Here is a 14,111-nt window from a genome sequence, read left to right as displayed (position 1 = left end):
GGGACATTCTGGCGCGGCACGTTTTGGAGCGGGTGAAGGGAATCGAACCCTCGTATTCAGCTTGGAAGGCTGCTGCTCTACCATTGAGCTACACCCGCGTTACGGGCTCCCTAACACGGCCGGGCGGCGGTCTCAACTGTTCAGGAAGTCGCTTTCCGGCCGTCCTGAGCCTTTGCGAATCGCGCCCGGTTCCTGCGGACCCGCCGCCCCTTAACAGCGGCGGCAATGCCCCCTATATTGAAATCTTCCGAAACCAACGAAAGGAGGTGATCCAGTGTCTTTTACCAAGCGCTGTCACCTCGCTGGGATCGCCCGCTAAGCTTTGAATAGGGCTTGGCATCGGGGCGCTCTCAGCCCTGGACCAGCGAGCAAGAAATCGGGCGCGACGGGGGCTTCCCCGCCGCGCCTTTTTCGTCCGGGAGCGCGCTTCAACCCGGCGGCTCGCCCGCAAGCACCTCGCGAATCTTCTGCGACAGCTCCGACTTCCGGTAGGGCTTCTTGAGCAGCGCCACGCCGGAATCGAGATGTCCTTCGTGGATCATGGCGTTGTCGGTGTAGCCGGAGGTATAGAGCACCCTTGCCCCCGGCCGGCGGAGCCGGATCGCGTCGGCCAATTCCCGCCCGTTCATGCCCCCGGGCATGATGATGTCCGTGAACAGCAGATCGAATTTGGCGCCCTGGTCGACCAGCGCCAGTGCGGACGCGCCGTCGCCGGCCACCAGCGTGCGATAGCCGAGGCTGCCGAGCCGGGCGATGACATAGCCCTGCACCAGGGGATCGTCCTCGACCACGAGGATCGTTTCATGTCCGCGTGCCGTGTCGAGCGCCTGGACCGGCGCGGTCCTGGCCGGCGCCTCGCCCTTCGATCGCGGCAGGAACAGCCGCATCACGGTGCCGCGCCCCTCCTCGCTCTCGACGGCGACCGTGCCGCCGGTCTACTTGGCAAAGCCGTAGACCATGCTGAGCCCGAGGCCGGTGCCGCGACCGACGCCCTTGGTGGTGAAGAACGGCTCGAACACGCGCTCGCGGATGTCGGCGGGGATGCCGTGGCCGGTGTCGCCGACCGCGACCATCACGAAGGCGCCGCGAACGGCATCGCCATCGCCGGCAACGCCGGTGTCGTCGAGCTCGCGGTTCGCGGTCTCGATCGTGAGCTTGCCCCCGCCCGGCATTGCGTCGCGCGCGTTGACGGCGAGATTGACGATCGCCGAGGAGAGCTGCGAGGGATCGGCCATCGCGGACCAGGCGTCATCGGCGAGCCGGGTCACGATCTCGATATGGGCGCCGAGGATCGGCCTCAGCAACTTCGTAGACTCGAGCACGAGGGCGTTGACGTCGATCTCGCGCGGCTCCAGCGGCTGGCGGCGCGCGAAGGTCAGCAGCTGCGAGGTGATCTCCGCACCGCGCGCGGCCGCATCGTCGATCAGCTGCGCGATCGCGGCGAATTCGGGCTTGTCCGCAAGTCCTTCCTGGATGATCTCGATGGTGCCGGTGATGACCGTGAGCACGTTGTTGAAATCGTGCGCGACGCCGCCGGTGAGCTGGCCGATCGCGTCCATCTTCTGGGATTGACGTAAGCGCTCCTCGGTTTCGTGCTGCTTGGTGAGATCGGTCGCGGAGCCGCGATAGCCCATGAAGCGTCCGTCGGCGGCGAAGATCGGCTGGCCGTTGACGCTGAAATGATGCATCCGCCCGGCGGTGTCGCGGCCGCGATATTCGAACTTCCGGAACGGCTCGTGGCGGTCCAGCATCGCCATGTGCGCGCGCCATTTCTCGGGCTCGGCGTCGCGGCCGAACGCGGCATCGGCGCGGCGCTTGCCGATCAGCGCCTTGCTGTCCATGCTGAAGGCACCGGCCCGGTCGGAAATGTAGGTGAACCGATGGTCTGGTCCGGTCTCCCAGAACCAGTCGGACGCGGTCTCGGCATAGTCGCGGAAGCGCTGCTCGCTCGCACGCGCGTCCTCTTCGGCGCGCTGGCGGATGGTCAGGTCGCGCTCGAGATTTGCATTGGCCTCGCGCAGCTCGCCATAGGCCCGCTGGAGGTTCGCGCACATGGCGTTGAAGGCGTCGATCACCTTGTCCAGCTCGTCGGCATCGTAGGGCGGCCGGCGCTCCAGGCGCAAAGGCGGCGGCGGCCACGCCAGGCTGTATTTGCTGACGAACTCGGCGATGGCGACCAGATGCCGCGTCACCAGCAGATGGAACATGTAGATGATGAACAGCGAGACGAGGAACGTCTTGGCCGCCTGGCTTGCCAGGATGACCAGCGCGCGGTTCAGCAGATGTTGATAGACATCGGTCAGCGTCGCCTCGACATGGAGCACGCCGATCTCGCGTGCGGTCCCTTGCACAATGGTGTTCAGCGGATAGTCGCGCGTCACGACCGAGCGGGTGCTCGGGTCGCCGATGGCGAGACGGATCGGATTGGGACGATCGGCAATCTCGCGCACCTCGGCGGCGCGGATGTCGGGCAGCCGCAGGATACCGTCGAGCTGGAGCTTGAGCTGGTTCTGGTCGAGATTCCACAGGCTCTCGCCGAGACTGCCGGTGGTGCTGCGGCCGATCTCCTCGAGCCTGGTCTCGATGAGGCCGACCTCGCGATCATAATCGAGATAGAGCTGGAGCGCCGTCAATGTCAGCGTCACGACCGAAGAGAACAGCAGCACGGCTGCGAGCAGGCGCGGCCCGACGCCGCTGCGCGACCAGTTGAAGAGCCGGGACAGCAGCGTGGCGAACATCGAAGGCGCGAGCGCGGTGCCGATCAAATCCTGCTTCGCAGCCGCCGGTGCAACGGCGCGGCCGCGCTTGGAGTCCTCGTCACCAGCCTTGACCATGCACCACATCCCCGGAAATGGCGGCACGCTGCGGCCGAGCGGTCGCAGCCTCGAGCATTTCGATCGTCGAGACTTCCCCGTCCCGCGATGCGCGCGGCGATCCCGTCGGCCGATTTCCTGTCAACCCCTGGGCGGCTTGAGGTCGGCGGGGTCATCTCTTGCGTCCGGCAGCAGGATTGTCGCGCAAACTACCACTTCGCGTGGTAGAATGACATCGGTGAAAGTCCGGAAGTCGCCTGCACCTCGGGCGGGCAGTGTCGCTATGGCCCCGCGCAGGCGCCATCTCCGGTAGATCGGGCGGACATCGGAAATCCAGCGATAGCATCGGGCAACGAGGAGGCGCGTCATGTGGCGTATTATCGTCGCCTGCCTGTCACTGCTTGCAAGTGGTCCATCGCAGGCGCAGGAGGTCATCCGGCTGGCGCGCATCGCCGACATCCCCGATCAATATGTCGGCGGCGAGATGCTGCGGGCCGTTTACGCCAGGCTGAACATCAAGCTGGAGTTCGAGGACGTCCCCGGCAAGCGTGCGCTCGCACTGTCGAGCGCCGGCGCGGTCGACGGCGAGATCCAGCGCATCGGAACGCTCTCGCGCGACTACCCGACGCTGGTCCAGGTCACGCCGGCGATCAACTATATCGAGCCTGCAGTGTTTGCGACCAAACTCCGGTTCGACGTCGCCGGCTGGGATTCGATCAGGGACTACCGCATCGGCATCGTCCGCGGCGTCGGCTCCTCGGAGGCCGGCACGCGCGGCATGGCCCGCGTTACGGCGACCACTGGCCTCGACAACATGGTCAGGATGCTCGATGCCGATCGTTTCGATGTGATGGTCACCGATCTCTTCAGCGGGCTCGCGGCGGTGCGGAAACTCAATCTGCAGGCCAGGATCCACCCGCTCTCGCCGCCGCTCCAGCGCATCCACATCTACCATTACCTGCACGAACGCCATCGCGACCTGGTGCCCGAGGTCGGCAAGGTGATCGCTCAGATGGAGGCGAGCGGCGAACTGGCGGCGCTGCGCGAGGCCCTGGTCAAACAGGTCTTGAACGGCCCGTAACGGGCGCCTACTCAGCCCGCGCGAAGCCGCTCGCGCAAGGCGACGGCGGCAATCAGCATGCCGACGCACCAGGCCACGACTGCGCGGTGAGGCTCCCCGCCGAGCAGCACCGTGAAGATGCTCGTCAGCAGGCACGGCACGATGACCTTGCTCGTCCGGCTCGTCAGCGCGAGCAGGAACGGCATCGCCGCGATCGATATTTGCAGGACGTCCATATGGGACATCGGGCGCGAGGCTTCAGAAGCCGCAAACGCCGAGCGCGCGCGGACGCTTGCCGCGCCGGCTTTCGACGATGCGCTCGCCGCCATTCTCGGCCGAACTGCCGTAATAGCGGTGATGGCCGCTTTGGTCGTGCAGATCGGCCGTCTGAGATTGTCCGGCCCGACGTGCGTCGCAGATGATCTTGATGTGACCCGACATTGCCGCCTCCAGCAGAAATCTTGTTGTTGTGGTCATCAGTCGCGACCACTTCCGGCGGCGTTCACACGGCAACGCCGCAATCGGGTTTCAGGACGGTTTCGTCGCGGCATGACTACGCAATATTTTGTGCTTGAATTCTTGTTTGGGGATTGTCGGCATCGCCCGCGGTGCTACGTCCTTTGGGATCGGTGCAGAAAAACAACGAGGTGACGATGCTGTACGCCATCCTGGCCTACCACGTGGAAGACGAGATCCTGTCCTGGACGCCTGAGCAGGACGCCGCGGTCGTGGCCAAGGTCATCGAGGTTCAGGCCCCCTTGCGGGCCAGCGGGCAGTTCGGGCCGGCCGCCCGTCTGGATGCGACCCGGAAGGCACGCACCTTGCGCGGCCCCGGCGCGGGCATGGTGCTGGACGGCCCGTTTGCCGAGACCAAGGAGCAGCTTCTGGGCTTCCACCTGATGGAATGTGCCACCGAGGAGGAGGCGATCGCGGCGGCGCGGAAGCTGCGAGCGGTCAATCCGACTGCGGTCTACGAAATCCGCCCGGTCAAGCTTTACGTGCCGGCCGATGGGTTCGGCGCGACGTCCGGGTGAGGCACGGCCTCACGCCCCCGGCCCGGTCCGCGCACCGTAGAAGCGCTGGATCAGGAGCCCGCCGAAGGCGATGAACCAGACAAAGGGCGCGACGTGGGGGGCGAATGCCGCCACGATCGTGCCCGGAATGAACACCAGAAGCGGAAACAGCGAGGCCATGATCTCGTAGCGCCAGCTGCCGAGGATGGTCCACCACAGCCAGGCATTGAGGCCGGCGATCGCGGTCAGGTGCAGCCCGTAGAGCACCGCAACCGCACTGCTCATGCTGTAATTGGTATAGAGGCCGTTAGTGACAGGCAGCAGCACGATCGAGAGCAGGAAGAACAGGTTCAGGATCACCGCGCCGCGGCTGCCGACTGGCTGGCGCGCCAGCCGCCGGTGATGGCTGATCCAGAACACCCCGGCGATGATGAAGCTGAGCGCGAAGCCGGCGAGCTTGCCGGAATAGACATGGGCAAGATCGCTCCAGCCGGGCGCGCTGGTGAACACCGCGGCCTTGGGCAGGTCGTAGGCCAAAAGCGTCATGGCGACACCGAAAATGGTGTTGCTGAGCGATTCCAGCCGCCGCATCTCGAACTGGTCGGATTTGAGCTCGGTCATGCCGGGGTGCGCTTTTCGGGAGGGAACCTTGGGTCGTCTTTCCCCCTAAATCCTAAACCCGGTCCCGTCCAGACGCATTGCGATTCGCGACGGGATCGCCGACTCTCGCCCTTTCACCGGGGCGATTCGTGGCGACATATCTGGACACGCTCAATGCGGAGCAGCGCCGCGCCGTCGAGCATGGCGTGGCCGATGGCGCGACCGTGGGCGCTCCCCTGCTCGTCATTGCCGGCGCCGGCTCCGGCAAGACCAACACGCTGGCCCACCGCGTCGCGCATCTGATCGTCGCCGGCGCCGATCCGCGCCGCATCCTGCTGATGACGTTCTCCCGCCGCGCCGCGGCCGAGATGGCCGGCCGGGTCGAGCGCATCGCCCGCAAGGTGCTGGGCGAGAACAACGCCGCAATCATGCGCGATGCGCTGACCTGGGCCGGCACCTTCCATGGCATCGGCGCGCGGCTGCTGCGCGAATATGCCGAACGGATCGGCGTCGATCCCGCCTTCACCATCCACGACCGCGAGGATTCCGCCGACCTGATGAACCTGGTCCGGCACGAGCGCGGCCTGTCGAAGACCGAGAGCCGCTTTCCAGCCAAGGGCACGTGCCTGTCGATCTACTCGCGCTGCGTCAACGCCGAGATGGAGATCGAGAAGGTGCTCGGCCAACATTATCCCTGGTGTGCGGGCTGGGCCGCCGAGCTGAAGGGGCTGTTCGCGGCCTATGTCGAGGCCAAGCAGGCCCAGCACGTGCTCGATTACGACGATCTGCTGCTGTACTGGTCGCAGATGATGAGCGATGGGTTGATCGCCGAGGAAATCGGCGGCCGCTTCGATCACGTTCTGGTCGACGAATACCAGGACACCAACCGCCTGCAATCCTCGATCCTCCTGGCGCTCAAGCCCGATGGACGCGGGCTCACCGTGGTCGGCGACGACGCCCAGTCGATCTATTCGTTCCGCGCCGCCACCGTGCGCAACATCCTGGATTTCCCGCAAAGCTTCTCGCCCCGCGCCGAGATGATCACGCTCGACCGCAACTACCGCTCGACACAGACTGTGCTGGCGGCGGCCAATGGCGTGATTGGACTTGCGCGCGAGCGCTTCACCAAGAATTTGTGGACCGACCGCACCGCCTCGCACAAGCCGCAGCTCGTCACCGTGCACGACGAGGCCGACCAGGCGCGCTACATCGTCGAACAGGTGCTGGCGAACCGCGAGCAAGGCGCGCTGCTCAAGCACCAGGCGGTGCTGTTCCGGACCTCCTCGCATTCCGGCCCGCTCGAGATCGAGCTGACCCGCCGCAACATTCCGTTCGTCAAGTTCGGCGGGCTGAAATTCCTCGACGCCGCGCACGTCAAGGACGTGCTGGCGCTGCTGCGCTTTGCCGAGAACCCGCGCGACCGTGTCGCCGGTTTCCGCATTTTGCATCTGTTGCCGGGCGTCGGCCCCGCGACCGCACAGCGCGTGCTCGACCAGATGGCGGAGAGCACCGATCCGCTTCACACGCTGGGCCAGCTCCCGGTACCCGCGCGCACGGGCGCGGACTGGACCGACTTCGTCCGCACCATCGAGAACCTGCGCTATTCGGAATGGCCGGTCGATCTCGAACGCGTACGGCTCTGGTACGAGCCGCATCTCGATCGCCTCCACGAGGATTCCGAGACGCGCCGCGCCGATCTGATGCAGCTCGAGCAGATCGCGAGTGGCTATGCCAGCCGCGAAAAATTCCTGACCGAGCTCACCCTCGACCCGCCCGATGCGACCAGCGACAAATCCGGGCCGCCGCTGCGCGATGAGGATTATCTGATCCTGTCCACCATCCATTCCGCCAAGGGCCAGGAGTGGAAGTCGGTGTTCGTGCTCAACGTCGTCGACGGCTGCATGCCCTCGGATCTCGGCGCCGGCACCAGCGCCGAGCTGGAAGAAGAGCGACGCCTGCTCTATGTCGCGATGACGCGCGCCAAGGACGATCTGCACCTCGTCGTGCCCCAGCGCTTCTTCGTCCACGGCCAGGCCGCCAAGGGCGACCGCCACGTCTATGCCTCGCGCACCCGCTTCATCCCGGAGCAGCTGGTCTACCTGTTCGAGCGCACCGCCTGGCCGAAGGCCGCAAGCGGTGCGGCCCGCACCGCCGCGCAGGGCCCGAAGGTCGACATCGGAGCAAAGATGCGCGGGATGTGGCGGTAGACGCAAGAGGCTCGTGTCGGGACCTGTCAGGATAATTGGAACAACAGAGGTCCGACATGAAAGCCGTCGTCGTCGAGCAATACGCGCCGATCGATCAGATCGAACTGAAGGACGTTCCGCCCCCGTCCATGGAGCCCGGACAATTGCGCATCCGCGTGGAAGCTGCCGGGATCGGCTTCGTCGACGGGTTGAAGATCGAGGGACGCTATCAGACCAGGGATCCCCTGCCCTTCATTCCCGGTACGGAGTTTGCCGGGGTGGTGACGGAAGCGCCCGGCGCACCCGGCGGCTATCAACCCGGCATGCGCGTGATGGGGATGACGCGATCGGGCGCGCTTGCCGAAGAGATCGTCGTCAGGCCCGAAGCGCTCCATCCCCTGCCCGACGGCGTCGCGGCCGAAGTCGCCGCCTCGTTTCGCGCCAATTATCTGACCGCGCTCTATGCGCTCAGTGCACGCGCCTCGCTCTGCGCAGGCGAACAGCTGCTGGTGCTGGGCGCAGCTGGCGGCACCGGAATTGCGGCCGTCCAGATCGGCAAGCTGCTTGGCGCCCGTGTGATCGCAGCGGCATCGACACCGGACAAGCGCGCCTTCGCCCAACAACACGGCGCCGACGCTGTGATTGACTACACGCAGACCGGCTGGCGCGACACGCTGAAGGAATTGACGGAAGGACACGGTGCCGACGTGATCTTCGACCCGGTCGGAGGCGACGTCTCGGTGCAGGCCTTTCGCTCCATCGCCTGGCGTGGCCGTCATCTCGTGGTCGGTTTTGCCGCCGGCGCGATCCCGGCATTGCCGTTCAACCTGCCGCTGCTCAAGGGCGGCGCCCTGCTCGGTGTTGATCTCGCGCAGATTCCGCTGCGCGAGCCCGAATTGCAAAAGCGCCTGATGTCGCAGTTGACGGGCTGGCTTGCCGACGGCCAGCTGAAGCCTGTGGTCGGTCGCGTCTTCGCGCTGGGCGATTTCCGGGAAGCGTTCAGGACCATGCAGACGCGCGGGGCGCTCGGCAAGATGGTGGTGCGCATCTCGACATAGGACGCACGAGCGGCGCGAGGGCGTCCGTGACGTGGCGGCAACTACGCGCTCAGTCGGTCGAACTGGACCTTGCCGGCCTTCATCACCAGCGGAATATGCTCGCCCTGACCGAGCAGGCAAGCGACGTCGCTGAGCGGATTGCCGTCGACCACCAGCAGGTCCGCGATCGCCTCGGGCGCGATACGGCCGAGCTTGCCCTCCATGCCCAGCACCTCGGCGCCGATCAATGTCGCGCTGGCGATCACCGCGCGCGGACCAAGGATCTCGGCGCGGATGCGGAATTCATCGCTCTGCAGGCGCTGCGACGGACCGAGCAAATCGCTGCCGAACCCCATCTTCACGCCGGCGTCGCGATAGATCGCGAGCGAACGGAGACCCGCGTCGCGGACATCGGCGATCTTGGCCACGCTCTCGGGCGGCAGGCCATATTGGGCGCCCTCATTGGCCAGCGCCTCATAGGTGACGAGCGTCGGCACCACATAGGCGCCCTTCTCGGCCATCAGGCGCGCGGTCTTGGCATCGACCAGATTGCCGTGCTCGATGGTGCGCACGCCGCAGCGAACCGCGCGCTCGATCGCAGCGGCGGTGTAGGCATGGGCGAGCACATAGGTCTGGCGCCCGCGCGCCTCCTCGACGATGGCGCGGATCTCGTCCTCGGAGTAGCCGAAGGCGCCGACCGGGTCGGTCGGCGACGCGACGCCGCCGGACGCCATGATCTTGATCTGGTCGGCGCCCATCTGCAGCTCCTCGCGCGCCGCCTTGCGCACGCCGTCGACGCCGTCGGCGACGCGCGCGAGCGCGCCGACGCGCACGCAACACGGACATGGCGCGTCGCTGGCGAGATAATCCGAGCGCGCCCGCATGTCGCCATGCCCGCCGGTCTGGCTCAGCGCGCGGCCGGAGACGAACAGCCGCGGGCCTTCGGTCAGGCCGGTCTCTATCGCCTGCTTCAGCGCATGGCCGGCGCCGCCGGCGTCGCGGACCGTGGTGAAGCCACGGCGCAGCATGCCGCGCAGCAGCAGCGTCGAGCGCAGCGTCACCAGCACATTCGGCATGTGCACCTGCTGCGACAGGTTGAGCTCGACCGCCACCGCATGGACATGCAGGTCGATCAGGCCGGGCATCAGCGTCTTGCCCTTCAGGTCGATGGTCCGGTCGGCGGTGACTTGAAGCGGCCGGTCCGAGACCTCCTTGATCACATTGTCCTCGACCAGCACGTGATGGCCCTCCAACAAATCCGGCTGAAGCGGATCGAGCAGGGCGGCATTCTTGAAGAGGGTGCGAGTCATGGTCGTTTCCTGTCCGGTCAGGACTGTGTGAGCAGCGCGGGAAGCGCGAGCTGGGCAAACGGGAGACACGCGGCGACATCGTCCGCACCGTACCAGCCCGCTTCATGCAGCAGGTTGAGCGAGCCGAGCGTGCGTCCGCGCCAGCGCACGGGCATGTTGAGCACGCTCTCGCAGCCGAGTGAAGCGATCAGCTCGTGATCGGCGAAGACATTGCGCAGATCGTCGAGGCTGCGGCCGATATACGCCTCGCCGCGGTCGAGCACGGCCTCGGTCCATGGTCCCGGCGCGAGGCGCTTGCGTCCGCCCGTCGGGTAAGGCCCGGGGAGATTGGAATAGATCCGCGCCGCTTCGCCGGTGTCGTCGTCATAAGTCAGGATCGTGAACAGCTTGTGCCCGATCGCCGATTTCAAGGCGTCGTCCAATGCCGAGAACAGCGCCTCCGGCTGATCCGCCCTGCCCTGCGCCGCCGCCACGGCGTTGAGCTGCGGATCGGCCTGGCGTGTCGTCTCCCTCATGCGACTTCGCCCGCGGCAATGTCTTCCAGCGAACGGCCGCGCGTCGGCACACCCATCACCACGACGGTGAGCGCTCCGATCAGCAGAACGCTGGTGGTGATCCCGAACACGCCGGCAAAGCCGAAATTGGGATAGAGGTAGCCGACAAGGATCGGCGAGACGATCGCGCCGATGCGGCCGATCGCCGAGGCAAGGCCGGCGCCGGTGGTTCGCACCGGCGTCGGGAATACCTCTGCGGTATAGGCATAGACGCCGGCATAGGTGCCGTTCATGAAGAACGACAGCAGAATCCCCGCGACCATGATGTGCTGGTCGCTCTGCGCGAAGGCGAGTCCGAGCGCGCTGATGCCGCCGAGCACCATGTAGGACGCAATGGTGGCCTGCCGGCCGATGCGCTCGTTGAACCAGGCAGCGCTGAAATAGCCGGGGATCTGCGCGCAATAGATCGCGATCGAATAGGCGAAGCTCTTGGTGATGCTCATGCCGTTCTGGACCAGAAGGCCGGGGATCCAGACGAAGAAGGAATAATAGCTGAAGGTGATCGCAAGCCACATGATCCAGGTCATGACGGTGATGCGCGCCTGCCGGCCGTCGAGCAGCGCCGCGAAATTGGCGAGCAACGTGCCCCCGGCGACGGGCGGGCTGACTGAATCGACGACCGGCTGCGGCAGCACATGCCCCTGGCGTGCGAAGCCGGCTTCGATCTTGTCCAGCACCGCTTCGGCTTCCTTCGCCCTGCCCCGGCTTTCCAGCCAGCGCGGCGATTCCGGCAACGCCCTGCGCCACCACAACAGCATGACGACCGGCACGGCGGTGATGACCAGCACGATGCGCCAGCCGTTCTCATAAGCGGGCACGATGAAGTAGCCGAGCAAGGCCGCTGCGACGAAGCCGAACGAGAAGAACCCGGCCAGCGCGCCGGTGAAGCTGCCGCGGAAGCGCCGCGCCACGAACTCGGCGAGGTAAGGCGCGATGATCGCGCTCTCGGCGCCGGTGCCCATGCCCGCGACGACGCGGGCGGCGAAGAAGGACGGCCAGCTGTCCACGGCGGCGCTGACGATCGATGCGGCACAATAAAGCGCCAGCCCGACATCATCACCGCGCGGCGTCCGATCAGGTCGCCGAGCGTGCCCGCCAGCAAGGCGCCGAACAGGAAGCCGATATAGGTGCTGCTGCCGAGCACGCCGATCTGCACGCTCGTCAGATTCCAGGCGGTGCGCAGCACCGGCAGGATGAACGCCAGCACGGCCGCGTCCATCGCGTCGAACATGTAGCCGAGCCCGCCCATCAACAGCAGATGCGTGTGGAAGCGTGCGAATGGCAGGCGCTCGATGCGCGCCGAGATCATCGACATGTAAGTCCCCTCTGTCCGGCGGCCCGGCATCCGCAAGTCCCTGGGGGAACCATAGACAAAGAGATATTATCGTCATAATTTATAATCGTGATCCCATACATCACCACGGTGAATGTTCTGTCGTTTCGATCGCTCGACCTCAACCTGCTGAAAGTCTTCGAAGCCCTGATGACCGAGGGCAGCGTCACGCGCGCTGCAAACGCGCTGCTGATGACGCAGCCCGCGGTCAGCAACGCACTGGCACGGCTGCGCGACGCGCTCGGCGATCCCCTGTTCGTCAGGTCCGGCACCGGCATCCGTCCGACCCAGCGCGCCGTGGTGTTGTGGGAGCCGATCGGCGAGGCGCTCGAAAGCGTCCGCGGCGCGCTCGACGAGCAGGTGTTCGATCCGCGCCGCGCGCAGACCGAGTTCAGCCTGTCGATGTCGGATTACGTCGCCTCGCTGGTGATGCCGAACCTCCTCGGCCATTTCGGCAAGGTCGCGCCCAAGGCGCGCGTGCACACCGTTCCCAACACCATCCTGGAGATCGCCGATCAGCTCGAAGACAATCGCGTCGATTGCGTGCTCAGCGTCTATGTCAACGAGGCGCAGCAGCCGGCCGCCATCCGCTCGCGCTCGCTGTGGACCGTCGACTATGCCTGCTTCATGCGGCGCGGCCATCCGCTCGCCGCCCAGAAGCGGCTGAGCACGCGCAGCTTCCTCGGCGCAGGCCATGTCGATGTGAGCCTCGCCGGCAAGACCTTGCCGTCCTACGATCTCTTCCTCGCCTCTCGCGGTCTGTCGCGCAATCTGGTCGCGACCGTCAACCACTACAGCGCCGCCTACGAGGTGGTGCGCCAGTCCGACCTGATCGCCGTGCTGCCGAGCGATCTGCGCTCGCAATCCCGGCACGCGCCGTTCCTGCACGCCATGCCCCTGCCGCTCAAGGCGCCGCCGCGCATCGTCAGCCTGTTCTGGCACCAGCGCAACGACACCGTGCCGGCGCAGCGCTGGCTGCGCGAGACACTGGTCGAGATGTTCGCCAAGTCCGACTGAATACTCGGGCACAGGCCTGACACCATCCAAAAAGGAAACGGTGGGTTTCTCGAAGCAGCATTGTTGCACCGGCCGCCGCGGCCTAGCTCCACCGCAAACGATCCCCTCCCACAGCGACAAGCGCAAGCTGCGTCCGCAGAGACCTCACCGATGACCGCATCGCTTCAATTCGGACTGGATACTTTTGGCGACGTCACCAGGGATGCCGCTGGCGCGATGCTTCCGCACGCGCAGGTGATCCGCAATGTCGTCGACGAAGCCGTGCTGGCCGACGAGCTCGGCCTCGACTTCATCGGCCTCGGCGAGCACCATCGCGCCGATTTTGCGATCTCCTCGCCGGAGACCGTGCTGGCCGCGATCGCATCGCGCACCAAGCGCATCCATCTCGGCTCGGCCGTGACGGTGTTGAGCTCGGACGATCCTATCCGCGTATTCCAGCGCTTCGCGACGCTGGATGCGCTCTCCAACGGGCGCGCCGAGGTGATCCTCGGCCGCGGCTCGTTCACCGAGTCCTTTCCGCTGTTCGGCTTCGACCTGCGCAAGTACGAAGAGCTGTTCGAGGAGAAGCTCGACCTGTTCGCCGCACTGCTGTCGCAGAAGCCGGTGACCTGGGAGGGCAAGCTGCGTCCGCCGCTGCGGGATCAGCTGGTCTATCCCCCGGTCGAGAACGGCCGGCTTAAGACCTGGATCGGCGTCGGCGGCAGTCCGCAATCGGTGGTGCGCGCTGTGCATTATGACCTGCCTTTGATGCTTGCGATCATCGGCGGCGATCCGGCGCGGTTTGCGCCCTTCGTCGATCTCCATCACCGCGCCGCCAAGGAGTTCGGCCGCCCCGCGCAGCCGATCGGTGTGCATTCGCCCGGCTATGTCGCCGAGACGGATGAAGAGGCGCGCGAACAGCTATGGCCCGACTACAAGGCCATGCGCGACCGCATCGGCAAGGAGCGCGGCTGGCCCCCGATGGGCCGCGACGAGTTCGTCAACGAGGTCGAGCACGGCTCGCTCTATGCGGGCTCGCCGGAAACGGTGGCGCGCAAGATCGCCAGGACGGCGAAGACGCTTGGTGTTTCGCGGTTTCAGTTGAAGTATTCGGCGGGACCCTTGCCGCACGAGAAGCTGATGAAGAGCATCGAGCTTTATGGGCGGAAGGTGGTGCCGATGGTGCGGGAGATGATGGAGTAGCGGCTT

General features: G+C 66.0%; 12 protein-coding genes, 1 tRNA gene and 1 pseudogene. 6 read left to right on the top strand and 8 right to left on the bottom strand.

Annotated elements, in window-relative coordinates:
• Window positions 1–24 precede the first annotated feature (24 nt).
• Window positions 25–98, bottom strand: a tRNA-Gly gene (locus GGD62_RS15370).
• 330 nt (window positions 99–428) lie between these two features.
• Window positions 429–2,834, bottom strand: a pseudogene (locus GGD62_RS15365) (ATP-binding protein).
• A gap of 346 nt (window positions 2,835–3,180) precedes the next feature.
• On the opposite strand from GGD62_RS15365, the gene GGD62_RS15360 reads away from it, so the two are divergent.
• Window positions 3,181–3,894, top strand: a complete 714-nt coding sequence (locus tag GGD62_RS15360) for an ABC transporter substrate-binding protein (protein ID WP_092260308.1) — start codon at window positions 3,181–3,183, stop codon at window positions 3,892–3,894.
• An 11-nt stretch (window positions 3,895–3,905) separates the two neighbouring features.
• Here the strand turns inward: GGD62_RS15360 and GGD62_RS15355 are convergent, their stop codons facing one another.
• Both GGD62_RS15355 and GGD62_RS15350 read right to left on the bottom strand, forming a co-directional pair.
• Entirely contained in the window at window positions 3,906–4,109 is a 204-nt protein-coding gene (locus GGD62_RS15355; RefSeq protein WP_183234659.1) for a hypothetical protein, read from the bottom strand.
• A gap of 22 nt (window positions 4,110–4,131) precedes the next feature.
• On the bottom strand, window positions 4,132–4,314 hold the full coding sequence (locus tag GGD62_RS15350) for a hypothetical protein (RefSeq protein ID WP_038950498.1): 183 nt from the start codon (window positions 4,312–4,314) through the stop codon (window positions 4,132–4,134).
• 212 nt (window positions 4,315–4,526) lie between these two features.
• Between GGD62_RS15350 and GGD62_RS15345 the strand changes: the two genes are divergently transcribed.
• A complete protein-coding gene (locus tag GGD62_RS15345; protein ID WP_183708954.1) occupies window positions 4,527–4,907 on the top strand; it encodes a YciI family protein in 381 nt (126 codons plus the stop codon).
• A 9-nt stretch (window positions 4,908–4,916) separates the two neighbouring features.
• Here the strand turns inward: GGD62_RS15345 and GGD62_RS15340 are convergent, their stop codons facing one another.
• The gene (locus tag GGD62_RS15340) at window positions 4,917–5,507 is read right to left on the bottom strand and encodes a TMEM175 family protein (protein WP_018322195.1); all 591 of its coding nucleotides are present in this window, start codon (window positions 5,505–5,507) and stop codon (window positions 4,917–4,919) included.
• A 128-nt stretch (window positions 5,508–5,635) separates the two neighbouring features.
• Between GGD62_RS15340 and GGD62_RS15335 the strand changes: the two genes are divergently transcribed.
• Together GGD62_RS15335 and GGD62_RS15330 are read left to right on the top strand one after the other, a co-directional pair.
• Window positions 5,636–7,693 carry an ATP-dependent helicase gene (locus GGD62_RS15335; protein WP_183708953.1) on the top strand — a complete coding sequence of 686 codons (2,058 nt, stop codon included), beginning with the start codon at window positions 5,636–5,638 and terminating at the stop codon, window positions 7,691–7,693.
• A gap of 56 nt (window positions 7,694–7,749) precedes the next feature.
• The gene (locus GGD62_RS15330) at window positions 7,750–8,730 is read left to right on the top strand and encodes an NADPH:quinone oxidoreductase family protein (protein ID WP_183708952.1); all 981 of its coding nucleotides are present in this window, start codon (window positions 7,750–7,752) and stop codon (window positions 8,728–8,730) included.
• Window positions 8,731–8,771: 41 nt separating this feature from the next.
• Here the strand turns inward: GGD62_RS15330 and GGD62_RS15325 are convergent, their stop codons facing one another.
• From GGD62_RS15325 to GGD62_RS15315, 3 genes are read right to left on the bottom strand one after another with little or no spacing between them, the layout of a single operon-like run.
• Window positions 8,772–10,019 carry an amidohydrolase family protein gene (locus GGD62_RS15325; RefSeq protein WP_183708951.1) on the bottom strand — a complete coding sequence of 416 codons (1,248 nt, stop codon included), beginning with the start codon at window positions 10,017–10,019 and terminating at the stop codon, window positions 8,772–8,774.
• A 17-nt stretch (window positions 10,020–10,036) separates the two neighbouring features.
• The gene (locus GGD62_RS15320; protein ID WP_183708950.1) at window positions 10,037–10,534 is read right to left on the bottom strand and encodes a GAF domain-containing protein; all 498 of its coding nucleotides are present in this window, start codon (window positions 10,532–10,534) and stop codon (window positions 10,037–10,039) included.
• Window positions 10,531–11,580, bottom strand: a complete 1,050-nt coding sequence (locus GGD62_RS15315) for an MFS transporter (RefSeq protein WP_312014264.1) — start codon at window positions 11,578–11,580, stop codon at window positions 10,531–10,533. The genes GGD62_RS15320 and GGD62_RS15315 overlap by 4 nt, the downstream gene beginning before the upstream one ends.
• A gap of 395 nt (window positions 11,581–11,975) precedes the next feature.
• Between GGD62_RS15315 and GGD62_RS15310 the strand changes: the two genes are divergently transcribed.
• On the top strand, window positions 11,976–12,923 hold the full coding sequence (locus GGD62_RS15310; protein WP_283806125.1) for a LysR family transcriptional regulator: 948 nt from the start codon (window positions 11,976–11,978) through the stop codon (window positions 12,921–12,923).
• A 150-nt stretch (window positions 12,924–13,073) separates the two neighbouring features.
• On the top strand, window positions 13,074–14,105 hold the full coding sequence (locus GGD62_RS15305) for an LLM class flavin-dependent oxidoreductase (RefSeq protein WP_183708949.1): 1,032 nt from the start codon (window positions 13,074–13,076) through the stop codon (window positions 14,103–14,105).
• Window positions 14,106–14,111 lie beyond the last annotated feature (6 nt).

This window comes from Bradyrhizobium sp. ERR14 (assembly GCF_014198235.1).
Lineage (GTDB): Bacteria > Pseudomonadota > Alphaproteobacteria > Rhizobiales > Xanthobacteraceae > Bradyrhizobium.
Note: the sequence above shows the minus strand (reverse complement) of the source record. Positions and strands in the feature narration are given on the sequence as shown.